Here is a 25,735-nt window from a genome sequence, read left to right on the forward strand (position 1 = left end):
ATGCCGTACAACTATCGCTTCAATCCGACGCCCCTGCCTTCGCTTCGCTGCGGCAGGGCCACGGCTTAAGCTGGCGTTAGCCAATTCATGAGGATGCAGAAGCGAATACTTTTTGACTTGGCCACCAAGAACTCTCAGAGGCTAGCACTCGAGCAGTTGTACGCGGGTGCCTCCGAGGGGCTTAAAAGCGTCTTAATGTCGCATGCAAAATTGTTCCACCCAAAAACCCCGGAACAACTTAAGCGCGCAGTTGCTCGCTGTGCACGGCTGCATTCAGGCACGGAAGCGGGAGAAGGAATAGAGCTTCTGCAAACCTCGTACGAGAACAATGCAATCTCGTGGTTCCTCGAAAGGGCCAAAGAGCTACCGCTTGGGGATTATTTTCTCTGGTTTCGAAAGGCGTCTGGGATTACTTTCGAGGACAAAAATGAGTGGGTGCCTGAGTTGCCTGTCCTTGCTGGCGTGAACATGGCGGTAGTTGGCCAGTTGAAAGAGATTGCATCGCTTTCGAAGGGGCATCTTGCAGTCGTGAGTAATGATGGGCGCGTTGCAGTCGTAATGGATTCGTATAGTGGGTTCCTGCAAGCGGAGCCATCGCCGGAAGAAATCGTTTATGAACTGGCATTTTGGAACAGTCTTGGTTAACAACGCCATCAACGCGGACGCGCAAAAGCTACGCTGCGCTCCGCATTTGCACGCCGGTTATGGCGAACGTTAGGCATCGTCATGAGCATTGTGAAAATAACTGTTCGCTGGAGTTTGCTACTCGCTGGCATTGCCCTTTTTATCGTTTACCTCAACAGTGCTTTTTATCGAGCTTGGCTTGCTGGTGGCCCGCCCACGCCTAACCCCGAGGGGTGGCTATTCAGCGCAGGCAATTTCTTGTCGTGGGCGTTAGCTTTCCTCAGCGCTGGCGTTGGCGTATTTCTTCTTATTGGCAGCTTGCCTTCTCTAAGCAGAGCTGCTGTTGTACTCCTTATCCTCGCAAGCATTTTGGGTATCATCCCAAGCATCAGAGAATATCTTGCTTCTGATTCTTGTTTAGATGCTGGTGGCAAATGGTCAGCCTTAGAGTTACGCTGTGTTCATGAGTAATCTGTCCAACCCGGCAGTCAAGAGGGACGCCGCAAAAGCGCGGTGCACCTTACTTTCACGTTAGGTGGCTTTATACACATAGCGACTTCTAAGATTTTCGCTGATCACTACCAATTTTACGATAATGGAGTCAATGGGGTCAGGTTAAATTGCATAAATTAACCTAATGGAATGGTCCGCCCCACTTCCCAAGCGGCCGAAATGGGGCCAAGATGGTATTTTCTATACCCTCTCAACAGAAGCGAGGCAGACCATGGCAAACGATCATACAAACACCGACAATGTCGTCAAAGTATTGGGCATTGATTTGGCTAAACAAAGCTTCCATTTATACGGTGTCGATGTTGCCGGGCAGCGCGTCATCAACAAAACGCTCAGTCGCAAGCAACTGGCCGCTTTCGTGGCCAATCTGCCCCCTTGTCTGATTGGGCTGGAAGCGTGTGGCGGAGCCCACCATTGGGCGCGCCGTTTTAGCGCGTTCGGCCATACGGTGCGCATGATGGCGCCGCAGTTCGTCAAGCCCTACGTCAAATCGAACAAAAATGACGCGGTCGATGCAGAAGCCATTTGCGAGGCGGTACAACGCCCCAACATGCGTTTTGTGCCGACCAAGGGGATCGAACAACAAGACATTCAAAGCCTACATCGGGTGCGTAGCCAGCTGGTGTCCCGGCGCACCGCGCAAGCCAATCAGGTGCGCGGTCTATTATTGGAATACGGCCTGGTGATCCCGAAAGGCATTCATCATGTCAGGAAAGCCTTGCCGGCGCTTCTGGAAGATTCGGAGAATGCCTTATCCGCCTTATTCCGGGAATTGCTCAATGAACTTTATGATGAAATGGGGTATTTGGATCAACGCATTGCGACGCTTGAACGGAAATTAGCGGCCATCAGCGCTCAGCATGAAGACTGCCAACGGTTGATGACGATTCCGGGCGTGGGGCTACTAACCGCGACCGCGCTGCTCGCGGCCATCGGCGACATTAGCGTCTTTAAAAGCGGTCGGGAACTGGCAGCCTGGTTAGGGTTGGTGCCCCGGCAGCATTCCACCGGCGGCAAGCCGACGCTATTAGGCATCAGTAAGCGTGGCGATGCCTATTTGCGGACGTTGCTGATTCACGGCGGGCGCTCGGTTTCGCGGGTGGCACACAAGCACGAGGACAAGCATCATCTCTGGATCAGCGACATCAAGCGTCGACGCGGCGAAAATATTTCCAATGTCGCGGTGGCCAACAAGAATGCCCGCATTGCCTGGGCATTGCTGACCAAGAAAGAAAATTATCGGGCGGCAGCATGAGGGCCATATCACTCTTCAAAAGGGGAAGCTCTTCCTGTCGAGCCAAACAGTGAAACGGGTAAACATCAGCAACGAATTGCGGAGATAACATTCAAGTGATGGCATAAAAGGTAACACCTGCATTCCAAGAGCCTGCTGGGGTCTCGGGCTCATTTGAAGCCGTAGACCTGATGAGGTGGGAATGCGCGAATTCCATCAGGGCCGGAAGTCATTGAGCACTTCATCATAAGGCCGGATATATGGGCGCATTATTTCTTTATGTCACATGTGAATTTTTTCTTGCAATACGGGGCGGACCATATATGACCCCATTATTTTCTGGAACTTCAGCCTCTGGATGCGGCTCTTTTTTGCATTGATGAAGAGTCGGAGCCAGTACAATTTACGCGGCGATCGGCTATTGAAGGCTTTGCATCTGCTAGCTTCGAGGGATCTACACCGGAACCTCACGGGTAATCGTCTGAGTGCCTTTGATCGACTCAGCCAGACAATGGCTGATAATCTTTTTTCAGGATCGACTAAGTATTCTTACTAATTGAAAAATCAGTAATCCAAGAGTGATAATTAAAGATAGACCTGTCGAAAGATGAAGGCAAAAAGTCGTGGATCGCGAAAAACGAAAAGCCGGACTACCGAAGTGACTTCGTTATGGCGATATTAGGGGTTAGGCTTTTTTTGCGCAAGTACAAGCTTGTGTCTATGTGCCAAGGCTGGCCGAATACTTCAAAAAGAGGAGGAAACCCATGAATAGGTTTATATATTTTTTTATTATTTTTTTATCATTTGCATGGTTGCCTTTAGGTGAGGCGCGTGCTAATACCCCCTTAGACTGCCCGGCGGTAATCGCTGTCCCCGGAGGCTATCGTCTCACTCAAAATACAACGTGCGATCAAGTCAGTTGGGAGAATGAGAACAACAAGTTTTTCAACCTTAACCGGTTCACCCTCACGATAAACAGCATTGGTGTTTTTGGCAATGGCCTCGTAATACGTAATGGGGTGCTCCAAACTAACTCAATCTTTTGGCTGGGGGATGGCGGGACGCTGTCGAACCTCAAGATAACAAAAGGCAGCAGCCCCCGCGGATTTTTCATTGAGGCCGGGCCCAACTTCACGGTTAAGCGCTGTACCTTCTCAGAAATACCCGGAGTCGCCCTGGATTTTTTCCATGCTCCAGGAGGGAGGGTGATAAACTCAGTGTTCAAAAATAATTGGAAAGGAATCAGTATTCAGGAGGCTGACGATATACTGATCGAAAATAACAAGTTCGTAGGCAACACGACTGGGGTCAATCTCTTTCCCGAGCACGGCTTTAAAACCAACAACAACACGATTCGTTACAACATCTTCCGAGAGAACGCGATGGGCATCACGATGTATACTGACGAACGGTTGGTACCTACTTGGGGGTTGCAGGGAAACCGGATCGTGAAGAATAAGATCTACCGTAGCGGCCACTCGGGGATACTTATCGCGTTAAATTGCGTGGAAGATCTTGGGCACCCCAGTTGTCCAGGCCAAGACACAAAGATAAGTGGCAATCTATTGAAAAGTAATGGTTTTTCGTCGGAAAAAGTCTTGTCTGATGATGATGGTGTGACGGCTCGGGCAACTTTGGAGATGGGGACCAATCCGCCTATGAGAACCCCTTACCCAGCCGGTTTAGCCGGTGTGACGTTATCGAAAAACCGCGCTAATAAGAATGCCGACCTCGGATTCGATGTAAATGGAGTTACCGACGGCGGAAGCAATAAAGCCAATTCCAACGGAAACCCCGCGCAATGCGAAGGGGTGGTTTGTAAAAGCAGTTACTTAGCCGGTGTGACGTTATCGAAAAACCTCGCTAATAAGAATGCCGACCTCGGATTCGATGTAAATGGAGTTACCGACGGCGGAGGCAATATAGCCAATTCCAACGGAAACCCCGCGCAATGCGAAGGGGGGGGGTGTAAAAGCAGTTACGGCACGGATCTAGACATCTCCTTGGACGCCATCCCCTACGGACCATTGCCATCTGACCAATTGAGGCACTAGAAAGCTCTTAAACCATGCTTTAGATTCGAGGACAGTGGAACAGTAAATGCGTTTAGCGATTGACTGTCACGCTATGACTGCTTCCCAAGCCCCGATCTATACCTTGAGCGGGACGGGATATGTATCCCGTCCCCAAATTTATCTGAACTTCGAAACGAATTGAAACCTTTCGGACGGGTTTTCAAAACCCGTCCTGCCGAAGTAAAAGAGTCCGCGCTGACGTACGGCAGGGCAGGTTATCCGTCAAACCGCAGCCACGGCGTGTTGGATAAGCCCCATTTGATAGAGCCGGTTCAAATCGATGCCGTAGGTTTCCGGTCTGACGATTTGCTTGATCGTATAAGGTCTTGCGCTGGCATCCAGATCGAGTTTCGCCAGGTCTATTATGCGCGGGCTTCTCGGCTGTTTGTTTTCATTCAGCAGCAGGATGATTTTCGGCCTGATTTTAAGCTTCGGATTCACTTCGATGACGATGGCGACTTCTCCGTTATTCATTTCCACAACGCTGCCGGGAGGGTAGATGCCAAGGCATTGAATAAACTTATAGGTTAACGCCGAATCAAGGTGAGAATCGCCAGCCTTGAGCATGGTATTGATCGCATCCAGATGGTTCCGTCCCTTTTGGTAGATACGATCACTCGTCATCGCATCATACATGTCGACGATGGCCACCATGCGCGTATAAGGCGTGATCTGCTCGGAGTTCAGTTTTCTCGGATATCCCGCACCATCCAATCTTTCATGATGGCTATAGGCCACATCGATCGCGCCCGCATACATGTCGGAGCTCGACATTAATAGCTTCCAGCCTAATTCGGCGTGGCTCTGCATGATATTGCGTTCGGCAGGGGTCAGTTTGCCCGGTTTATTCAAAATTGCCAGCGGCACACGCATTTTACCCATGTCGTGCATCATGCCGCACAGGCCGAGATGATTCAGTTCATGGACGGAAAGGTTCAGATGCCTGCCGAGCGCAATGGCTAGTATGCAAACATTCATACTGTGTTGGGAGGTATACAGGTCCTGATTTTTAAGCTGAGTCATCCATAACAAGGCATCCGGCGACTGCAAAATGCTGTTTACGCATTCCGCGACGAACTTTTCCGCAATTTGAACGTTGATGCTGTTGCCGAGCTGGACTTCATCCATGAAGCTTTTAATCAGATGACTGGTCTTTCGGTAGGTAGTGCCCGCCCGCTCGATTTCCTGTTCAAAACTAGCGCTCTTCTTCGGCGGTGTACGGCTTTCCAGCCAACCTTTGCTATAAGGCGTACCGGGTGATTCGCGGATTAAATTGTTTTGCTTGAAAACATCGATAAATACATAGTCGCAGTGCTGCTTAACGGCATCGATGTCGGCCTGGTTTTTTAGCTCAAATCCTTGAAACAAAAAAGGCGTCTCCAGCCACGGCCGATCGAGCTTTGATACATACATTCCTACCCGGAGGTCATTCGCATGTATTTTCAGTAAAGAGCTCTGGGTATCTAGAAAAATATTATCATCGTCGTCAAACATAATGGACTCGTTTCAAACTGTGTGATCGATGCAAGAAAAAGGCGCATTTAGCCTTAAACGAGCATCCTACCCGACTCTGTTGAATGATAAAGAATTTTCACAAACGAATCCTTAACGGTTCGTTTATCCGGACTCTCTGCTGCGTATTCTATAGCTCGATTTGCAAGGAGCCGGTGGGCATTCATCGGCGATCATTTTTTTTCAGACGATACATTGCCGAAATATCCTCATCGCCGTAACCTTCGGCCATCAGCCGTTCATAATCCCTGACCGACATATCGCTGAGCGGAATTTCGACGCCGACTTCGGCCGCCATCGCCTGGCAGATCTTCAGATCCTTGTGATGCAGGGCGAGCCTGAAGCCCGGTTTGAAAACGCCCTGGGTCATCGTCAGGCCGCGCTTGTCCAGAAACCAGTTGCCGGCCGCGCCGCCGCCGATCACCTCGATCACCTTGTCCATCGGCAGGTCTTGTGCCTCGGCGAAGGCCAGTGCCTCGGTGACCGCCTCGTTGATGCCCGCGCACATGATTTGATTGACCGCCTTGGTCGCCTGGCCGGCACCGGTCGGGCCCATGTAGAGTATCCGAGTCGCCATCGCAGAAAGTACCGACTTCGCCCTTTCGAATACAGCAGGATCGCCGCCGACCATCATCGCCAAAGTGCCGTTCTTCGCGCCTTCGACGCCGCCCGACACCGGCGCATCGAGAAAGAAGGTCTGTTTCTCGGCCAGCCTGCGGGCGGCTTCTTGTGCGGTGCGGCGGCTGACGGTCGACATATCGACCACGATCGTTCCGGGCCTGACCGATTCCCGTATCGCGTCGACGACCGCGAGTACATCCGGGTCGGCCGAGACGCAAAGCAAAACGACATCAACCGCGCCGGCCAGATCCGCAATGCTGCTGAAAGCGGTGACTCCGAGTATTTCCGCGAGCGCTTCGGCTGTCTCCGGGGTGCGATTGTAAACGCCCGTCAAAAAATCGGCCTTGGCCAGATTCCGGGCCATGCCCGCGCCCATGCCGCCGAGCCCGATCATGCCGGCTTTCATGCTTTCTCCAGATAAGTATAGGAGGTCAAGCCGGCGCTGAGTTCCTGTTCATAGGCGCGCCGTTCCTCTACGCCGAGCCCGCTGGCGGCCAGTTTATCGCGGTAGGCCGCCTTCAATTCCTCGGGGCTGATATGCACGTAATCGAGCAGGTCGGACACATGCTCGCCTTCCTGCAAATCGAAAAAATGATAGCCGTGTTCGTCCAGTTCGATATTGATCGCATGGGTGTCGCCGAACAGGTTGTGCATGTCGCCGAGGATTTCCTGATAGGCGCCGACCATGAAGAAGCCGATCAGATAAGGCTCGCGGCTGTCGATCCGGTGCACCGGCAGCGTTTTTTCGATGTTCTGGCCGTCGATATACTGGTCGATGCGGCCGTCCGAATCGCAGGTCAGATCCTGCAATACCGCGCGCCGGGTCGGTTCTTCATCGAGCCTATGAATCGGCATGATCGGGAAGATCTGGTCGATGCCCCAGATGTCCGGCATCGACTGAAACAGCGAAAAATTGCAGAACACCTTGTCGGCCAGTTTTTCGTTCAATTCCTGCAAAATCGCTTCTTCGCTCTGCGTGTTCGGATTCAGCCGGTGCTGCAATTGCCGGCACAGCAGCGCGTAGGCGTTTTCGGCCTGGGCGAGGCCTTCGATGTCGAGTTTGTCCTGGGCAAAGCGCGCGCGCGCTTCCGCCAGCTCGAACTGCGCGTCATGGTACAGTTCGACCGGATTGATGCGCTCCGCCAGGGCCGGCGGCTCGCCGTCCCGGTAAGGCGACTCGATGTCGGTCACATTGGTGATCAGCACCGCATGATGGGCGGTGATCGCGCGCCCCGACTCGGTGATGATGTCCGGCTCTGGCGCCTGTTTTTCCGCGCAAATCTCGGAGAAGCTGCGCACGATGTTCTGCGCGTATTCATCGACGCTGTAATTCATCGACGATTCGCGCCGCGAGCGGCTGCCGTCATAATCGACGCCGAGGCCGCCGCCCGCATCGACGATGCGGATCGGCGCGCCGAGGCGGCGCAGTTCGACATAAAACTGGCCGGCTTCCTTCAACGCGACCTTGATGTCGTGAATGTTCGCGATCTGCGAGCCCATGTGAAAATGCATCAGTTTCAGGGAATCGAGCAGATCGGCCTGTTTCAGTCCTTTGACCAGTTGCAGAAGTTCGTGCGCGTGCAGGCCGAATTTGGACTTTTCGCCGCCGCTGTTTTGCCATTTGCCGGCGCTGATGCTCGATAATCTGACGCGCACGCCGATATTCGGCTTAATGTTCAGTTTGTGCGATTCTTCGATGATCAATTCCAGTTCGATCGGCTTTTCGATCACCAGATACAGATCGAGGCCCATTTTCTGGCCGATCAGCGCGAGGCGGATGTAGGCTCTGTCCTTGTAGCCGTTGCAGACCACCACTTTTTGATTCGACAAGGCCATGATCGCGAGCAGCTCCGGCTTGCTGCCCGCTTCGAGGCCGATGTGATCGGCCTTCAGAATGCCTTCGACGACCTGGCGCTGCTGATTGACCTTGATCGGATACACCGGCGTGTAACGGCCCTGATAGTCGTATTTCGCGCAGGCTTTCTCGAACGCCCGGTTCAGCCGGTTGACCTTGTCCTTCAAAATATCGGTGAAGCGCACCAGCACCGGCAGCGACAGGTTTTTTTCATGCAGCGAGTGGGCGATTTCGTATAAATCCAGTTCCACGTTCTGGTCGGAACTCGGCTTCACGCTGACATGCCCTGCCGCGTTGATCGTAAAATAACCGTCTCCCCAGCTGTCGATCGCATAGGTTTCCGCGGAATCGCGGAGGGTCCAGTGTGGGTAAGCAGTCGAATTCAAAGTTGATCTCCAAGATGACGTATGTGCGGAATTCTAATATATAATGCGTGCTATTTTACCCGTTTATTCTTACAGGAACGCAAATGATCAATCCCAACGAATGGTTTACCGAAGAAGCGCCCGGCGTCGCCTCGGCCTTTTCGCTGAAAATCAAGAAAAAGCTGCACGAAGAGCAGTCGCCATTTCAACATTTGGAAATCTTTGAGACCGAAAGCTTCGGCAACCTGATGGTGATCGACGGCTGCACGATGGTGTCGACGCGCGACAACTTTTTTTATCATGAGATGATCAGCCATCCGGCGCTCTATACCCATCCCGATCCGAAACGGGTCTGGATCATCGGCGGCGGCGACTGCGGCACGTTGCGGGAAGTCTTGAAGCATCCGGCGGTCGAAAAGGCGGTGCAGATCGACATCGACGAGCGCGTGACCCGCCTGGCCGAAATCTATTTCCCGGAACTGTGCGAGTCGAACAACGATCCGCGCGCGGATTTGAAATTCATCGACGGCATCAAGTGGGTCAAGGACGCCGAGCCGAATTCGGTCGACATCATCATCGTCGACAGCACCGATCCTGCGGGCCCCGCCGAAGGCTTGTTCAGCGAGGCGTTTTACCGCGACTGCTTCAACTGTTTGTCCGAAAACGGCATGGTCGTGCAGCAAAGCGAATCGGCGCTGTTTTACATGAAGCTGATCGGCGAAATGCGCGGCGCGATGCAGTCCGCAGGCTTTGCCCATTTGCAGACCCTGTTCTTCCCTCAATGCATCTATCCCTCCGGCTGGTGGAGCGCGACGATCGCGGGCAAGAGCAGCCTGAAGCAATTCCGCGAACAGGAGTCGGCGAACAAGCCTTTCGATACGACTTTTTACAATGTCGACATGCACAAGGCCGCGTTGGCGCAGCCGGAGTTTTTCAAAAAGGCGTTCGGCGGCTGAGCTCCGGTTTTTATTGTCTAAACCTGAGTCTATACTTAAGATAAGTCAGGGCGGGGCGGCCTGGGCCTCCCCGTTCTCATCCTCGGCGGTTTTCAGCCGCCCATTTCGCTACGGCGATATTCCTACGGAGTTTACCGATGTTTTTTGATGCAAAGTCAATCGATGAAATTGCCAGCAAGCTGGCCAATACCATTCCACCCGGTCTGAATCATATTAAAGAAGACCTCGAAAAGAACTTTCATGCGGTGCTGCAAGGCGCTTTGAGCAAGCTGGATCTGGTCACCCGCGAAGAATTTGAAGTGCAAAAGCTGGTGCTGGCGAAAACCCGCGCCAACCTCGAAGCCTTGGAAAAACGCGTCGCCGCGCTCGAACAGCAGGTGCTGTCCAAGGAAGAGTTGTAAGCGCGTAGGCGTCGGCGCGATGGCTCTGGCGGTCGTTTACAGCCGCGGGCGCACCGGCATCGAAGCGCCGCTGGTGATGGTCGAGGTCGATGTCGCGAACGGCCTGCCGGCGTTGAATATCGTCGGGTTGCCGGAAGCCGCGGTCAAGGAAAGCAAGGACAGGGTGCGCGGCGCGATTCAGAACTCGCGTTTCGAATTTCCGGCTCAGCGCATCACGGTCAATCTGGCGCCGGCCGATTTACCGAAGGAAGGCGGACGCTTCGATCTTGCGATCGCGCTCGGCATTCTGGCGGCTTCCGGTCAAATTCCGGGCGCCAAGCTTTCGGAGTTCGAATGCATCGGCGAGCTTTCACTCGGCGGCGAACTGCGGCCGGTCAACGGCGTGTTGCCGGTTGCGATTCAGGCGCGCAATAACCAGCGCAAGCTGATCCTGCCCAGAGACAACACCGCCGAGGCGGCGCTGGTCAAGGGCATCGAAATCATTCCGGCCGTGCATTTGCTCGAGGTGTGCGCGCATCTGGCCGGGCAGAAATCGATCGCGGCCGAATTTGAGTGCAGCGCGCCCGAGCGGCCTAGCGATGATCTCGATTTTGCCGATGTGCACGGCCAGTACCACGTCAAACGCGCCTTCGAAATCGCCGCGGCTGGCGCGCACAATCTTCTGATGCTCGGCCCGCCCGGCACCGGCAAATCGATGCTGGCTTCGCGTCTGCCAACCATTCTGCCATTGTTGACCGAGCAGCAGGCCCAGGAAACCGCCGCGATCGCCTCGGTCAGCGATCACGGCCTCGATGTCGCAAATTGGCTGAGGCCGCCTTACCGTGCACCGCATCATACCGCCTCGGCTGCGGCGTTGGTCGGTGGCGGAAGTAACCCTCGGCCCGGCGAAATCTCGCTCGCGCATAACGGCACCTTATTTTTGGACGAACTGCCCGAATTCGACCGGAAAGTGCTCGAAGTGCTGCGTGAGCCGCTCGAAACCGGCCATATCACGATCTCGCGCGCGAACCGGCAGGCCGATTTTCCGGCCCGTTTCCAACTGGTTGCCGCGATGAATCCGTGCCCCTGCGGTTATCTCGGCGATGCGTCGGGCCGCTGTCATTGCACCTCCGAACAGGTGATGCGCTATCGCGCCCGGATTTCGGGGCCGCTGCTCGATCGGATCGATATGCATCTGGAAGTGCCGCGGGTTCCGCATGAGGTGTTGCGCAAAGGCTCGCCCGATGGGGAGGAAAGCAGCGCGGTGATACGGGCGCGCGTCGCCGCGGCGAGGATGCTCGCCGTCGCGCGCACCGGCAAGGCCAATTCGGGGATGACCGCGAAGGAAGTCAAACAGTTTTGCAATTTGTCCGAGCCCGGCCACCGCTTACTGGAGCAGGCGATGGACAAGTTCGGCTTGTCGAATCGCGCCTATCATCGGATCTTGAAGCTGGCGCGCACGATCGCCGATCTGGCTGGCTCTGAAACGATAGAGATCGCGCATTTGAGCGAGGCGATCGGCTACCGGAAGCTGGATCGGCGGTCATGATTGTGCCGCCGATCGAGACGCTAGGCCGGATTTATTTGATCTTGACCAGTTCCTTGCCGTCGCTGTTGAAATGGCAGATGCCTGCCGCAAAATTGCTGCAATGTTCCGATTGCTCGATTTTCGCGCCGTTCGGGCTCAGTTGGATCTTCAGTTCGCAATAATCGGCCTGGCCCTCGATATGCTTCTTCATCAGCAATTGGTTTTCGCCGGTCTTCTTGGCTTCGCCTGAAACGTCCGCCGAACAGGCCTTGGCGTCTTTTTCATTCGCATTCGGCTCGAAATCGACATCGGTGCTGACCGTGATTTCATCGTTCAGCTGGGTGATTTTCAGGTGATGGACGTGGTTGCCGTCTCGCAGCAAATAATGATCGGTCGTCGCGAACGCAGAGCCGGAGACCAGCATGGCCGCCAGAAACAAAGATTTTTTCATGGTGTTTTCTCTTTTTGAGTGAGTGGGTTCATAGGTTGAGGGCCGGCAGAAACGGCATCTGGCCGGACTTGCCGCTGCCGTGTGTCCAACGCGGCCGCGGCTAGCCGATCATTTTACCTCATACCGCGGATTTGCCCAAAGCCTGCAACCCGATGGGTATGACGTTAGTAACAGCCGGCGCAACGGCGGCCGGATGCGCTTGACAGCAGGCAGCTGCGGTCTGCGTATCGGCATAAAATTCGACCTGCCCGGTCTCCACATCGTACATGGCTCCGACGATGTCGATTTGGCCAGCCTTCGCCATGCCGTCCAGCAACGGACTTTGTTTCCTGATTTGTTCGACGCTCAAGTGAACGTTGCGTTCGGCGACTTTCTGTACCAGCACGGGCTGTTCGGGTGGATTCTTCGCGTCGAACTCCGCGCGAACCGCATGAACTGCCGGCTTGATTTTTTGCAGCAGGCCGGTCAAATGGTCGAGTTCGACATCGGCGCAGGCGCCTTTGACTGCGCCGCAAAGGCTATGACCGAGCACGACGATCAGTTTCGATCCGGCCAGTTTGCAGGCGAATTCCATGCTGCCGAGAATGTCGTCATTCACGACATTGCCCGCGACCCGGGCGCTGAACACGTCGCCGAGGCCCTGGTCAAAAATCAGTTCGACCGAGGTTCTGGAGTCGATGCAGCTCAGGATGATCGCGATCGGGAACTGGCCTTTGCGGGTGTCGTTGACCTGTTCGAGCAGGTTGCGATTCGACTTCAGGTTGTTCACGAAACGCTCGTTGCCCTCTTTCAGTATGGCCAGCACTTCGGCCGGCGTCAGCGACTGTTGCGAGGCCGAGGTCTGGGCGCCAACCGTTTCGGGTGGAGGCAAGGTGCCATAGCCGCGCAGGTTCTCGACCGTCAACTTGATGCCCTTGAGTTGGGCTTCCGATCTGAAATTCTGGATGATTTCAAAAATGTCATAATCGATAAATTTCGACCGGGTCGCGTCGATCACGACCTCGGAGCCCGGCGGCAACTGTTTCAGGGTCCGTTGCACGTTGGCCTTGTTCAAAAATGAAACCTGTTCGGAAAGGCGCAGCACGGTCTTGTTGCCGATGTGCGTTTCACGCAGGTAGAACGAACCGCGGTAATTTTCGATCAGGATCGCAATCAAAGCGAACGACATGCCGATCGCGATGCCGGTCAAAAGATCGGTCAGCACGAGGCCGAGCACCGTCGCGCAAAACGGAATGAAATGGTACTTGCCCGCCATGTACATGTTTTCGAATACCTGGGGTCTGGCCAGACGGTAGCCGGCCAGCAGCAAGATACTGGCCAGACTCGCCAGCGGCACCAAGTTGAATACGCCGGGGATGAAAATGATGGTAAATAAAAGCAGCAGGCTTTGAACGAGCGCCGCTGTCCGGCTTTTGGCGCCGGATTCGATATTGATCGAACTGCGGATGATCAATTGCGTCATCGGCAGGCCGCCGATAAAGCCGGCGCAGATATTGCCGATGCCTTGCACGATCAATTCGCGGCTGGTCGGGGTGATGCGTTTATAGGGGTCCAGCTTGTCCACCGCTTCAACTGTCAGCAAGGTTTCGATGCTCGCGACCAGCGCAATCGTCAGAGCAAACCAATAGACTTTCGGATCGAAAAGCCGCGCAAAATCCGGTAAATAAAGCTGGCTGAGGACATCCGACGGATGCTCGAAGACAGGAATCATCACCAAATGCGCGTTTTTCAGTTCCCAGGCCGGATAAAAGTTGGCGAGCAGGAGATTAGCCAGCACGCCGACCAGCAAGGCTACCAAGCCGCCCTGCAGTAAGCGCAGAAGCGGATGCTTGTCTTTGATCAGGAACTCCCAAATCAATAAACTCGCCAGCGACAGCAAAGAGATCAGTACCGCGCCCGGCGATAAACTGTTGAGCATATGGCTCAATTCCGAGAAAGAGGAATATTGATCGCTCTGGATGAAGTTGACATCGCCTTCGTAATCGCGGTCGTAGCCGACTGCATGCGGGATTTGCTTCAAAAACAGGATCAGGCCGATGCCGTAGAGCATGCCGTTGATCACCGAGGAAGGGAAATAATAGGCGATCACGCCGGCTCTCAAAATCCCCATGCCGATCTGTATCAAACCGGCCAACACCACCGCCAGAAGAAACGCATTGAAGCCCAGTTGTTGTATCGCCGCGAGGATGATCACGGTCAGGCCCGCGGCCGTGCCGTTGATGCCGAGCGTCGAACCGCTAAGCTGCGAAACGATCAAGCCGCCGATGATGCCGGTAATCAAGCCGGACAGGGGCGGCGCGCCCGATGCCATCGCAATGCCCAGGGAAAGCGGGACGGAAACCAAAAAGACGGCGATGCCGGCGGAAATATCGTCTTTCAAATTTTTTGAGAATGAATTAAGCATTATTTTTATCCCGAGAATCGTTGAGTCGCGAAGGTGCGTTAAGGCCAGTTGCCAGATAATATCGATTCGATATTATTTTGCCTGAGATAAAAGATTTGTCAATAAAGACCTAGCCAAGGTGAGTTTCCGGAGTCTACGGCGTAATTTGTTGGTAAAGATCTCCCTAGTTGTGGAATCAAAAAAATAAGAGTGTCTGATGACCGTCCGTGTTCCCTCGCCTCTTGCCGTTTCTCCCGGGAAATCATCGAGTAAGGTTGAGCAAAGCGATGTCATGCTGGTTAAACACGGCAACATTGAGGGGGAGGGGTTAACGAAGGGTAATGCTTAGGGGACTGTATGGGTATAGGCTAGAGCGCCGTCTTGCAGGAAACTGAAACAGTGTTGCGCGTCCGTCTTCAGGATTCGGTCAAAAACAACGTCGTTTCAGTCGACACCGCCCCGCCAGGATTAAAAACCTGGCGGGGCTTAACCGGCAAGATAAATCCCTAGCGATTGGCCGGCATGCCTTTCAACAGCCAGCTGAGAAAGTTTTCGCGGTTGCGCGAACAGATCACGACCTTGCCTTTGCCGGAGAACTTGAGCACCATGCCTTCGCCGCTGGTCACGCTGTTGACCAGTTGGCCGAGCAAGCCGCCGCCCTGCCGCGTGGTGACCGAGATTTCGTGGTGCAGGCGGCTGTCCCAGGCGACCACGTGTGCATTATCGATGATCATGTCCTTGCCCGGTTCGACATCGAGCACAAAGCTCGATCCGAAGCCGGAGACGGCCAGTTTGCCGCGGCCTGACGCCTCGCAAATGAAAAAGCCGCCGGTCTGTCCGAACAGCGCCGAACCGACTCCCTGGGTGCGGACGTTCAGATTGACGCTGTGGTCGGCGGCGACGAAAGCGCCGTCGCTGACCATGTAGTGGGTCTCGCCGACATCCAGCACCTGGATCGCGCCGGGCAGGGTAGGCGACAGCAGGCAATCGCCGGCGCCGCGCACTGCCTCGATATGCTGCTGAAAAAACGATTCGTCATTGGCCAGCCGCCGCATCAAGGCGCCGCCGAGCCCGCCGGTCATTTTACCCTTCAGTTCCAGGGTGTCCTCCATCATCACCATCGCGTTCGATTCGCAATAAATCTTTTCGCCGCTGGCCAGGCTGATATGCAGAAAGGGATCGACATCTCCGGTGACGGTGAATTGGGCCATGGGGACTTTGCTCTGGATGGATTTAGTGACGGATCATTTTTTGGCGATTGTGTTCCACGCGGCCAGCCAGGTTTGCGACTGGTAGGTGTCGGCTTTCTTGTCCAGCGCGCCGGTCAACACCATCCGTAGGGTATGGTGGATGATGCCGAAAAAATAGGCGAAACACAAATGCGGGGAAAGGTTCCGCATTTCTCCGGTTTTCGTGCCGGCCTGGAAGATTTTAAGGATTTTGGCAAACGGCGGCGTTTCGAGCAGCGGTTTTTCGTCCGGCAATATCTCGTTGATATTCAATACCAACAATAATTGCATCACATGCGGTGCTTCATCGGTCAGTTTGAACAACAGGTCGACGATACCGCGCAGCTGCTCCGCAGGCTTTTGATTCTTGCGGCGAATATCGTCGATCGACACGTTCAAGCTGTCGAAAATATTCGCATAGAGCGCTGCCGCGATCATTTGCTTGTTTTTGAAATGCTGGTAGATGCCGCTGCTGCCTTTGACGCCGGCCGCATCGGCAATGTCGGTCAGCGAGGTGTTGAAAAAGCCTTTTTCGGCGAACAGTTTCAGCGCCGCGAGCAAAATCTCATCCTGCGCGTCGGCTTTGGTCTGAGTATCTTCTTTTTCCTGATCCATTGTTATTCTTTCACAGCCGATTCAATGAGCTGTATCTTGGGTTGATTGTGTCCCGGAACAAAAATAAAGCCCGGAATTTAAAAATTCAGTGTTCCTTGATGGCGGCAACCGCCGCGCACAAATAATTGATCATCGACCATAAAGTCAATACCGCCGCGATATACAGCAGCACGTAGCCGACCGCATTGATCGGAACGCCGAGCAAATCTTCGCGGTAGAGCAGCAGGGTGATCGCGACCATTTGCGCGGTCGTTTTCCATTTGCCGAGCATCGAAACTTTGACCTTGGCGCGCTGGCCGATTTCGGCCATCCATTCCCGGAGCGAGGCGATCGTGATTTCACGGCCGATGATGATCGCGGCCGGCACCGCCAGATACGGGTTGGCCTGTTGCTGCACGATCAGCACCAGCACGAAAGCGACCATCAATTTATCGGCGACCGGGTCCAGAAAGGCGCCGAACGGCGTCTCCTGCTGCATTTTTCGGGCCAGATAACCGTCCAGCCAGTCGGTAATGCCGGCCGCGATAAAAATCGCGGTGCAGGCGATATTCGCATAGGCCCAGGGCAAATAAAATACGACCATCAATAAAGGAATCAGCGCGATTCGCAACAGGGTCAGATTCGTCGGTATGTTGAATTCAATGGTCATCTGCTTGATGAAAGCTGTCGTATATACGTTGCGCCAATTGACGGCTAATGCCGTCTATGCTGGAAAGCGCATCCACACCCGCCTGGGTGACGCCTTGCAGCCCCCCGAATTGTTTTAATAATAGCTGCCGCCTTTTCGGCCCCAATCCGTCGATCGTCTCCAATACCGAGCGTTTCTTGACCTTGCCCAGCCGTTGCCGGTGTCCGGTGATCGCAAAACGGTGCGCCTCGTCGCGGATATGCTGAATCAGCAGCAAGCCGCCAGCTCCCGGATTGACCGCGAGCGGCTGATTATGATCGACCAGGATCAGCTTTTCCATGCCCGGTTTTCGGTCCGGACCTTTCGAAACGCCCACTATCATAACATTGTTTATGTCCAATTCCGCCAATGCCTTTTGCGCTTCATGCACTTGTCCCTTGCCGCCGTCGATAAATAGAATGTCCGGCGCCTCGTGTTCGCCCTGTTTCAGGCGCTTGAAGCGCCGCGAAACCGCCTGATGAATCGCCGCATAATCGTCTCCCGGCGTGATGCCTTCGATATTGAAACGCCGGTAAGCCGATTTGGCCGGGCCTTCGCGGTCGAACACCACGCAGGAGGCGACGGTCTGTTCGCCCTGATGATGGCTGATGTCGAAGCATTCGAGGCGCTTCGGCAATGCGGCGAGTCCCAACTCTTCCTGCAGGCTGATAAAGCGCGCATACAAGCCCTGTTTGTCGGCCAGCTTGTTCTGCAGCGAGGTTGCCGCATTCTCGGTTGCCATCTGCAGCCATTTGAGCCGTTCGCCGCGCACATTCGCCGAAATCGCGACCTGGTGCTTTGCCTGATTGGCCAGTACCTCGGCGATCAGATCGTTTTCTTCGAGCGGATGGCTGACGATCAATTCATGCGGCGGCGGCCGTTCCAGATAATATTGCGCGATGAACGCCTGTAAAATCGCCGCCGGATCGTGTTCATCGGACATCTTCGGGAAAAACTGTTTATTGCCCAGATGCTGGCCGCTACGGATGAAAAACACCTGAATGCAGGCCATGTTCGCTTTCGTCGCGCAGGCGATGATGTCGACGTCGCCGCGTTCGCCGTGCACGAAATTCTTTTCGAGTACCGCGCGCAATTTGGCGATCTGGTCGCGGTATTGAGCGGCCCGCTCGAATTGCAGCGCCGCGGCGGCCTGTTCCATTTTTACGATTAGTTGTTCGATCACCAGGCCGCCTTTGCCTTCGAGGAACAGGATGGTGTTTTCGACATCCTGTGCGTAGCCGGGTTTGTCGATCAGGCCGACGCAGGGCGCGGTGCAGCGCTCGATCTGATATTGTAGGCAGGGACGGGTGCGGTTTTGAAACACCGAATCCTCGCACTGCCGGACCGGGAAGATTTTTTGCAGCAGTTTCAAACATTCCCGGACCGCGCCGACGCTCGGATACGGCCCGAAATATTTGCCCGGCCGCTTTTTGGCGCCGCGGTGAAAGGTAATTTGCGGAAAATCGTGGGCGCTGGACAGATAGATATAAGGATAGGATTTGTCGTCGCGCAGGCAGATGTTGTAGCGCGGCTTGTGGCGCTTGATCAGTTGCGATTCGAGCAGCAGCGCCTCGCCTTCGGTATGGGTTACGGTCACGGTGATAGAGGCGATCTTCGCTACCATTGTGTGCTGCTTGATCGATGCGGCTTTATTGTTGAAATAAGTCGCAACGCGGTTCTTCAGATTCTTTGCCTTGCCGATGTAAATGATCTCGCCGTGGGCGTCGAGCATTTGATAAACGCCGGGGCGGGTGGTCAGGTTTTTGATGAAACCCTTCGCATCGAAGGCATTTTCAGGTTGTTCAGGATGCATCGGGGGCTTTATTTCGAATCGGCGAGGGCGATAGTTTTTTGACAACGACGGGCGAATCCGTGCCATCAATGATTCGGCATCGGTTTCAGAGGCCGGCAACCGGCGCTATCTTAACGCGCGGCAATTTAGCGATGCAAAATTATCGGTCGAATAGCGCTCGATTCGAGTGGCGGAAGCGTGAGTTTATCGCTATAAAAAACCCCGCACGGGCCATGCCGGGCGGGGTTTTTGATGTTGCTGTTTCAAGTCCGGAATGCCTCGGCCATCATTTGACGGCAGAGGCGCGACGGATATCAATTAGTCGAGCATATGACGGTAACGGTATAGTTGGTGCCTAATAAAGAAGTAATGGCGTCGAGCGTGCCAAAATTAGCCCCCCACCCGGTCGGTGTGCCATTGTTGATCAGCAAGCCATTCGCGGATGGCCCGTTGTTGACGGCTATAGCCAGCCCCAGCAGTCCGCCTGTAGCCATGACGCCTCCGCCGACAACCGACTCGCCTGGTTCACAATCCTTGGTTATCGTGGACGCGGTAAGCAAGGATACTGTCCCGGAAACCGATCTCACTACCGTTTTTTGGGGTAGCCCGGCAGGGCCAGGTGCGCCTGTAGGGCCTTGAGGGCCTGTGGCTCCGACCGGGCCTCCAGCGGGGCCGGTCGGGCCTTGAGGGCCTGTAGCTCCGGCCGGGCCCTGCGGTCCTGTAGCGCCGTGAGGGCCTGTAGCGCCTATTGCCCCGCCGCCTGCCGGGCCTTGCGCTCCTGTTGGACCGGTTTCGCCTGGTATGCCCGCGGTCGTATAAACGATGTCCAGTTCCGCCGCATTGCCCAAAGCCTTGCTTTCTTTGCTCACGATTTTAGCGTTAAACGACCCTGAGCTGCCGGTCAGCAAAAAGCCGATGGTACTGTCGGCTATACCCACATGCGGCCCTTCCAAGCCCAAGCTGGCGCGAACATAGTGAGTGACATCGAATTCCAGCCATTGATTGACGGATTGGGCATTGACCGTGGCCTGCGGCAACGGATTCGGGTCGCTGGCATTATCAATGGTGCGAGGATTAATAAGGTTTAGTTCAGTCCAGGTGTCATTGACCAGTTTGCGAACGGTCAGCTCGCCGCTTTGGGTCTTCGGAATGCCGGAGACAAAAACCTTCAGTACGGCTTTTGAAACATCGCTGGGGGTGGGGGTTGAATCTTTCAGATTAAATTTAAGATAACCATCGGTTTTGGTTTTGCCTGCTGTCACCAGAATCGCGGTTTGCTTGCCGTAATTTTTGGATAGGCCCTGTTTCAGATAGGTGTCCGCCGCTAAGGTTGGATTACTCCACGCGACCGGAGAAACCGTCAACGCGGCCAATGAGCCGATGACGGACAGTGCTTTGGCGCTTGGGTATCTTGTTTTTGTATGATGGGGTTTATTGGTGTTTTTCATGATGATCTCGTAATTTTTCCAAGGATTGAGCAAAACCGGGAGTTGACTCCGGTGTAAAGCCGATCGTAAAAAACCCCGCTCGGCGAGAAGCCGGGCGGGGTTATGGGTTTTTCGGTTAGTTGTTGTGGGTCATCGATCTTAACCGAGTTGCCTTGTCTGCTTTAACGTCAAGGCTTGGAGCAAACTACGCTAACGCCATAATTGCCCGACAAGAAGCCAAGCAAGGAGGACAATGTGCCAAATTGCGCGCCCCAACCTGTCGCCACGGTCGGGCTATTAGGATTCGATACGGTGATTATGGCGCCGTTTGCGGTAGGACCGGTGCTGGATGGAACAACCAATCCCAATAAGGCGCCCGTGACAAACGCTCCGCCGCCGACTACTTTTTCACCGGCAGCGGTATTGCACTCTACGACAGTCGGATTGCCGTTATTCAGCAACGATCCCAGGAGTGCTCCTAAATCCAGTTGGGCCGACGTCACTCTAACCACGGTGCTTGAGAAGCCGGCGCCTGTGGCTCCAGTCGCACCGGTGGCTCCAGTTGCACCGGTGGCGCCCGTAGCACCAGGTGCACCAGGTGCACCATTGGTTCCATTGATACCAGGAGCGCCGGTGGCGCCTGGGGTTCCCGGTGCGCCGATGGCGCCTGGGGCGCCCGGCGCGCCAGTGGCGCCTGGGGCTCCCGGTGCGCCGGTAGCGCCTGGAACTCCCGGTGCGCCGGCAGGGCCAGTTGCCCCGGCAGTACCAGTTGCTCCGGCGGGGCCAGTTGCTCCGGCAGGGCCAGTTGCTCCGGCAGGGCCAGTTGCTCCGGCAGGGCCAGTTGCTCCGGCAGGGCCAGTGGCTCCCGGAGCGCCAGTGGCTCCCGGAGCGCCAGTGGCGCCAGCAGGGCCGGTTGCGCCTGTCGCACCTGCGCCGGTGCCAGAAGGACCGGTGGGGCCAGTTGGCCCGGTGGCGCCGGTATCCCCTTTAGGTCCGGTCGCACTTGATCCGGTGCCAGCAGGACCGGTTGGTCCGGTGGCTCCTGTCGCCCCAGTTGCACCAGTTGCACCAGTTGCACCAGTCGGACCGATAGGAGGGATATTACCTGAGTCGGATGCATAAACGATGTCCAATACCGCGGCATGGCCTGTGGTCTTGCTTTCCTTGCTATCGAATTTGATATTCAGTGTGCCGTCGCCAACCAAGGCAAAAGCGAGCTCGCCATTATTGACATTGTTCTTAACAAAATCGGTGACGTCAAATTCCAGCCATTTATTCAGATACTGGATATTGACCGTAGCGCTATCACGGATCGAAACAGGAGCGAAAGCTGGCGCCGAATTGCCGGTAATCGTCCCTTCATTGAAGGTATTGTTGGGATTCAGGTCGATCGGATGCACTCTTACGACGCCCGCGGAGCCATTCTTGACGGACGACACGAACACCTTCAGTGTGGCCTTGGTAACTGAGTTTGGGGTAGCGGGCGGATCGAACGTATCCAATCTGAATTTAAGAAAGCCGCGGCGGGTGGTTTTGCCCGCGGTTACCGCAATCGTACTTTTTTTGCCGAAATTTGTGTTTTGGCTAGTGCCGATCTGCACATAGGCGTCGTCCAGCAGCGTCGAATCGGCCCACGCCAGCGGCGAAGCCGCTACCGCGGCCAGCGAGCCGACGAGGGTCAGTGATTTGACGCTTTGGTATTTTGTACTATGCTTCGCACCGTGTGGTTTTTTATTTTTTTTCATGATGAACTCGCAATTCATTAAAGATTGATGAAAAAACTGGGTAACTCAATCGTCAAAAATGGCTAAAGCCTGCCAAGATAAATCACGCCAATCACTCTGGCGCGGAAGATGCGTATTCGCCTACGTATCTCTTGCGCCGGCAGTGTTCTGTAAGCAAGATGGATCAGGCCGGTCATTTCGGCCAACGGAAAAACTGCTGCGGTTTTGCTCACTTTACAGTGAAAAGCTTTTCCCAACCTGAAGATTTCCATAAGAACACATTAACTAGCTGCCCTTGCTAAACGGCTTTTCGATGTTAGTCCTGCGCTGACTCTTGGCAACTTTAGTATTTAACCAGGGCCGGTTAGTTGAATATCTATTTTTACTAGCCGGCTCTCTGAGCCTAACATACTAGTATTGTCTCCCGCTTAACTCGATGTCCGGCCTTGAAAAAGAGAAGCGTTGCGGATGAGGGGAAGGGTTTGATTTTTATCGGGCTGCAAAGAGCTTCTCCTCGGGGGTTATGCAGCCTAAATTTTTTCCTTTTAATTGGGTTTGGACTCGATTACTATGGTGTGCGCTTTACCGTCTTAATGAACTGCACAGGCGATTTATGGCTGATTTGGAAGAGTTACTGGAAGAAGTTTCACCGGACAATCCTTGCGGGGATTATTTGGAGTATGACCCTGCATACATGGAGTTAGCCAAGGCTATCCAGGGTAAGCCGGAAGATCCGATCACCGGCGAAAAGGCGCAGCCGCCGAACTGGCGCGACATTCAAAAAGTCGCGCTGGCAATCTTGCAGCGAAGCAAAGACCTACAAGTCGCCGTTTATCTGGCAAGAGCGCTGATTCCGCTGGAAGGCGTGTCGGGCTTCCGGGACGGCCTGGCCTTACTGGTCGGCCTGCTGGAGACATACTGGGACGACATTCACCCCGTGCTGGACCCGGAAGATAATCTCGATCCGACCGCCCGCATCAACATCCTCGAAGAATTGAGCAATTTCGATTCCGTTCTTAAGCCCTTGAGTCTGGCGCCGTTGGTGGATTCAAAAGCGGTCGGCCGCTATAGCCTGCGCGATATTCAGATCGCGACCGACAAGATCAGCCCGCCTCAGGGAGAAGAAAAGCCCGATTTGAGCGTGATCAAAGCCGCTTTCCTGGATTTTTCCCCCGAAATGCTCAAGTCCATGTACCAGGCAATCAACGACAGCGCGGACTTGGTCTCGCAAATCCAGTCCTTTGTGAATGGCAAGGTGGGGTTCGGTAACGGCGCGGACTTGTCGGGTCTGGCCACGTCCTTGAAAGACATGCGCTATGCTTACGACCAATATTCGACGATTGGCGCGCTGGCAGCGGAAGAAACATCCGGCGAGGAAGAGCCAACCGATGAGCAAGCGGCTCAGGAAGGCGCCTCGCCCCGTAAACAAGCCGCCGGAGTCGGCGCTATTAACTCTCGCCAGGATGTACTGAAAGCTTTGGATCTGATCTGCAAATATTATGCGGAATCCGAGCCTTCGAGCCCGGTGCCTATATTGTTGCATCGTGCAAAGCACCTGGTGACAGCGGATTTTATGGAAATCCTGCAGAATTTATTGCCGGATGCGGTTTCCCAAATGGGCCTGATCAAGGGGCCGGAATCGAATGAATAATTATTTTTTATCAAACTGAAGTGGAGGGTAGGATATGGCCGAAAGCAGTCAAAAGTTTATCCAAAGAAACCGCGCGCCGCGTGTGCAGATTGAATACGATGTCGAGGTGTACGGTTCTCAAAAGAAAGTACAACTCCCTTTCGTGATGGGGGTTCTCTCTGATTTGTCGGGCAAACCGTCCGAACCGTTGCCTCCGGTTTCGGATCGCAAGTTGCTCGAAATCGACGTCGATAATTTCGACGACAGGCTCAAATCGATGAAGCCGCGGGTGGCCTTTCCGGTAGCGAATACCCTGACCGGCGAAGGCAATCTGAGCGTCGACATTACCTTTGAAAGCATGGATGATTTTTCGCCGGCCGCGGTGGTTAAAAAAGTGGCGGGCCTGGACAAGGTGCTCGAAGCCAGACAGCAACTTGCGAATTTGATCACTTATATGGACGGCAAAACCGGCGCGGAAGAATTGATCGGTAAATTGATCAATGATCCGGCCTTGTTACAGTCGCTGGTGGCGTCGGCAAAACCTGCCGATTCCAAGAGCGACGCGTCTTCATCAGAAAGCACCGGAGGCTGATCATGGCGGAACTGGAAAGTCAAAGCCAACAAGGCGCAACGGCAGCCCTGGAGCTCGACGAATTTTCGGCGTTGCTGTCCAAGGAATTCAAGCCCGGCACCGAGGCGGCCAATCAGGTCAACTCGGCGGTATCCACGCTGGCGCAATACGCGTTGCAGGATGTCACAAAAATTTCCGATGACGTCATCGCCAGCATACAGTCGATCATTGCCGGTCTCGATCAAAAAATCTCCGAGCAGTTGAATCTGATCATGCACAATCCCGATTTCCAAAAGCTCGAAAGCGCGTGGCGGGGATTGCATTATCTGGTCAACAATACCGAAACCGACGAGCAACTGAAGATCCGTGTTTTTAACATTTCCAAAAATGAGCTGGGAAAAACACTGAAGAAGTTCAAGGGCACCGCTTGGGATCAAAGCCCGTTGTTCAAGAAACTCTATGAAGAAGAATTTGGCACCTTCGGCGGCGAACCCTTCGGTTGCCTGGTCGGCGATTACCATTTCGATCACAGCCCGCCGGACGTCGAATTACTGGGCGAGATGGCAAAGATCAGCGCGGCTTCGCATACGCCGTTTATCAGTGGCGTTGCGCCGACCGTCATGCAAATGCAGAGCTGGTCGGAACTGGCGAACCCGCGCGACTTAACCAAAATATTCTCGACGCCGGAATATGCCGCGTGGCGTTCCTTGCGGGAATCCGAGGATGCGCGCTATCTCGGCATGGCGATGCCGCGCTTTCTGAGTCGCTTGCCTTATGGCGCGAAAACCGATCCGGTCGAGGAATTCGATTTCGAAGAGGATACGGCCGGCGCGGACAGCAGCAAATATACCTGGTCCAATGCGGCTTATGCGATGGCGGTCAACATCAACCGTTCATTCAAGCTCTACGGCTGGTGCTCGCGCATTCGCGGCATCGAATCCGGCGGCGCGGTCGAAGGCCTGCCGGTGCATGCGTTCCCGACTGACGACGGCGGCGTCGACATGAAATGCCCGACCGAAATCGCGATCACCGACCGGCGCGAGGCCGAACTCGCCAAGAGCGGTTTCATGCCGTTGATCCACAAGAAAAATACCGATTTTGCGGCGTTTATTGGTGCGCAATCGCTGCAAAAACCGGCCGAATACGAAGACCCGGATGCGACCGCGAACGCCAATCTGGCGGCGCGGCTGCCGTATCTGTTTGCGACCTGCCGTTTTGCGCATTATCTGAAATGCATGGTGCGCGATAAGGTCGGCTCATTCAAGGAGCGCGACGATATGGAGCGTTGGCTTAATAACTGGATATTGCAGTACGTGGATGGTTCTCCCCAGTTTTCCAGCGAAACCACCAAGGCGCAAAAACCCCTGGCAGCAGCCCAGGTTGTCGTGGAAGAAGTGGAAGGCAATCCGGGTTATTATTCTTCGAAATTCTTTTTGCGCCCGCATTACCAGTTGGAGGGGTTGACCGTCTCGCTGCGCTTGGTATCGAAACTGCCTTCGGCCAAGGGCGGCGGATAAAGTGGGATTGCGATCCCCCCCATGATTTATGAGGGGGGATTGCGCTTATGTGTTCATTTTTTTCAA

Annotated in this window: 21 protein-coding genes; 10 read left to right on the plus strand and 11 right to left on the minus strand. The window is 54.6% G+C overall.

From position 1 onward, the window contains the following. Positions 1-195 precede the first annotated feature (195 nt). The 4 genes from METLA_RS0118730 (at position 196) to METLA_RS0118745 (ending at position 4,425) form a co-directional block, all read left to right on the plus strand. On the plus strand, positions 196-645 hold the full coding sequence (locus METLA_RS0118730; RefSeq protein WP_152539495.1) for a hypothetical protein: 450 nt from the start codon (positions 196-198) through the stop codon (positions 643-645). 81 nt (positions 646-726) lie between these two features. Beyond that, positions 727-1,095 (plus strand): hypothetical protein, encoded by a 369-nt coding sequence (locus METLA_RS0118735; RefSeq protein ID WP_024300014.1) that lies wholly within the window; start codon positions 727-729, stop codon positions 1,093-1,095. A 253-nt stretch (positions 1,096-1,348) separates the two neighbouring features. After that, the gene (locus tag METLA_RS0118740) at positions 1,349-2,392 is read left to right on the plus strand and encodes an IS110 family RNA-guided transposase (RefSeq protein WP_024298166.1); all 1,044 of its coding nucleotides are present in this window, start codon (positions 1,349-1,351) and stop codon (positions 2,390-2,392) included. Positions 2,393-3,135: 743 nt separating this feature from the next. Continuing rightward, entirely contained in the window at positions 3,136-4,425 is a 1,290-nt protein-coding gene (locus tag METLA_RS0118745) for a right-handed parallel beta-helix repeat-containing protein (RefSeq protein WP_024300015.1), read from the plus strand. Between the two features lie 243 nt (positions 4,426-4,668). On the opposite strand, the gene METLA_RS0118750 is transcribed toward METLA_RS0118745, so the two are convergent. From METLA_RS0118750 to speA, 3 genes are all read right to left on the minus strand, one after another. Then, positions 4,669-5,940: an HD-GYP domain-containing protein gene (locus tag METLA_RS0118750; protein WP_024300016.1), complete on the minus strand. Its 1,272-nt coding sequence runs from the start codon at positions 5,938-5,940 to the stop codon at positions 4,669-4,671. Between the two features lie 181 nt (positions 5,941-6,121). After that, complete coding sequence (locus tag METLA_RS0118755) at positions 6,122-6,985, minus strand: NAD(P)-dependent oxidoreductase (protein ID WP_024300017.1); 864 nt, start codon at positions 6,983-6,985, stop codon at positions 6,122-6,124. Continuing rightward, the gene (speA, locus tag METLA_RS0118760; protein WP_024300018.1) at positions 6,982-8,820 is read right to left on the minus strand and encodes a biosynthetic arginine decarboxylase; all 1,839 of its coding nucleotides are present in this window, start codon (positions 8,818-8,820) and stop codon (positions 6,982-6,984) included. The genes METLA_RS0118755 and speA overlap by 4 nt, the downstream gene beginning before the upstream one ends. A gap of 83 nt (positions 8,821-8,903) precedes the next feature. Between speA and speE the strand changes: the two genes are divergently transcribed. From speE to METLA_RS0118775, 3 genes are all read left to right on the plus strand, one after another. Beyond that, positions 8,904-9,755, plus strand: a complete 852-nt coding sequence (gene speE, locus METLA_RS0118765; protein ID WP_029646803.1) for a polyamine aminopropyltransferase — start codon at positions 8,904-8,906, stop codon at positions 9,753-9,755. A gap of 137 nt (positions 9,756-9,892) precedes the next feature. After that, positions 9,893-10,156, plus strand: a complete 264-nt coding sequence (locus METLA_RS0118770; RefSeq protein WP_024300020.1) for an accessory factor UbiK family protein — start codon at positions 9,893-9,895, stop codon at positions 10,154-10,156. Positions 10,157-10,175: 19 nt separating this feature from the next. Beyond that, positions 10,176-11,684, plus strand: a complete 1,509-nt coding sequence (locus METLA_RS0118775; protein ID WP_024300021.1) for a YifB family Mg chelatase-like AAA ATPase — start codon at positions 10,176-10,178, stop codon at positions 11,682-11,684. Between the two features lie 31 nt (positions 11,685-11,715). Here the strand turns inward: METLA_RS0118775 and METLA_RS0118780 are convergent, their stop codons facing one another. The 8 genes from METLA_RS0118780 to METLA_RS23810 form a co-directional block, all read right to left on the minus strand. Continuing rightward, positions 11,716-12,114 carry a hypothetical protein gene (locus METLA_RS0118780; protein ID WP_024300022.1) on the minus strand — a complete coding sequence of 133 codons (399 nt, stop codon included), beginning with the start codon at positions 12,112-12,114 and terminating at the stop codon, positions 11,716-11,718. A gap of 118 nt (positions 12,115-12,232) precedes the next feature. Continuing rightward, positions 12,233-14,518: a bifunctional SulP family inorganic anion transporter/carbonic anhydrase gene (locus METLA_RS0118785; RefSeq protein WP_024300023.1), complete on the minus strand. Its 2,286-nt coding sequence runs from the start codon at positions 14,516-14,518 to the stop codon at positions 12,233-12,235. 485 nt (positions 14,519-15,003) lie between these two features. Further along, positions 15,004-15,708 carry a TIGR00266 family protein gene (locus METLA_RS0118790; RefSeq protein ID WP_024300024.1) on the minus strand — a complete coding sequence of 235 codons (705 nt, stop codon included), beginning with the start codon at positions 15,706-15,708 and terminating at the stop codon, positions 15,004-15,006. A gap of 33 nt (positions 15,709-15,741) precedes the next feature. Then, the gene (locus tag METLA_RS0118795; protein ID WP_024300025.1) at positions 15,742-16,341 is read right to left on the minus strand and encodes a TetR/AcrR family transcriptional regulator; all 600 of its coding nucleotides are present in this window, start codon (positions 16,339-16,341) and stop codon (positions 15,742-15,744) included. Positions 16,342-16,426: 85 nt separating this feature from the next. After that, positions 16,427-16,990: a CDP-diacylglycerol--glycerol-3-phosphate 3-phosphatidyltransferase gene (gene pgsA / locus METLA_RS0118800; protein WP_024300026.1), complete on the minus strand. Its 564-nt coding sequence runs from the start codon at positions 16,988-16,990 to the stop codon at positions 16,427-16,429. Continuing rightward, positions 16,980-18,821: an excinuclease ABC subunit UvrC gene (gene uvrC / locus METLA_RS0118805; protein WP_024300027.1), complete on the minus strand. Its 1,842-nt coding sequence runs from the start codon at positions 18,819-18,821 to the stop codon at positions 16,980-16,982. Before uvrC ends, pgsA begins: the two co-directional genes overlap by 11 nt. A gap of 293 nt (positions 18,822-19,114) precedes the next feature. Continuing rightward, positions 19,115-20,248, minus strand: a complete 1,134-nt coding sequence (locus METLA_RS23805; RefSeq protein ID WP_152539496.1) for a CBM96 family carbohydrate-binding protein — start codon at positions 20,246-20,248, stop codon at positions 19,115-19,117. A 167-nt stretch (positions 20,249-20,415) separates the two neighbouring features. Continuing rightward, the gene (locus METLA_RS23810; RefSeq protein ID WP_024300029.1) at positions 20,416-21,990 is read right to left on the minus strand and encodes a CBM96 family carbohydrate-binding protein; all 1,575 of its coding nucleotides are present in this window, start codon (positions 21,988-21,990) and stop codon (positions 20,416-20,418) included. A 574-nt stretch (positions 21,991-22,564) separates the two neighbouring features. Between METLA_RS23810 and tssA the strand changes: the two genes are divergently transcribed. From tssA to tssC, 3 genes are read left to right on the plus strand one after another with little or no spacing between them, the layout of a single operon-like run. Beyond that, on the plus strand, positions 22,565-23,602 hold the full coding sequence (tssA, locus tag METLA_RS0118825) for a type VI secretion system protein TssA (RefSeq protein ID WP_024300031.1): 1,038 nt from the start codon (positions 22,565-22,567) through the stop codon (positions 23,600-23,602). 34 nt (positions 23,603-23,636) lie between these two features. Beyond that, positions 23,637-24,173 (plus strand): type VI secretion system contractile sheath small subunit, encoded by a 537-nt coding sequence (gene tssB / locus METLA_RS0118830; RefSeq protein WP_024300032.1) that lies wholly within the window; start codon positions 23,637-23,639, stop codon positions 24,171-24,173. A 2-nt stretch (positions 24,174-24,175) separates the two neighbouring features. Beyond that, on the plus strand, positions 24,176-25,669 hold the full coding sequence (gene tssC, locus METLA_RS0118835) for a type VI secretion system contractile sheath large subunit (RefSeq protein ID WP_024300033.1): 1,494 nt from the start codon (positions 24,176-24,178) through the stop codon (positions 25,667-25,669). The last annotated feature ends 66 nt before the right edge of the window (positions 25,670-25,735 follow it).

It is taken from the genome of Methylomicrobium lacus LW14, assembly GCF_000527095.1.
GTDB lineage: Bacteria > Pseudomonadota > Gammaproteobacteria > Methylococcales > Methylomonadaceae > Methylomicrobium > Methylomicrobium lacus.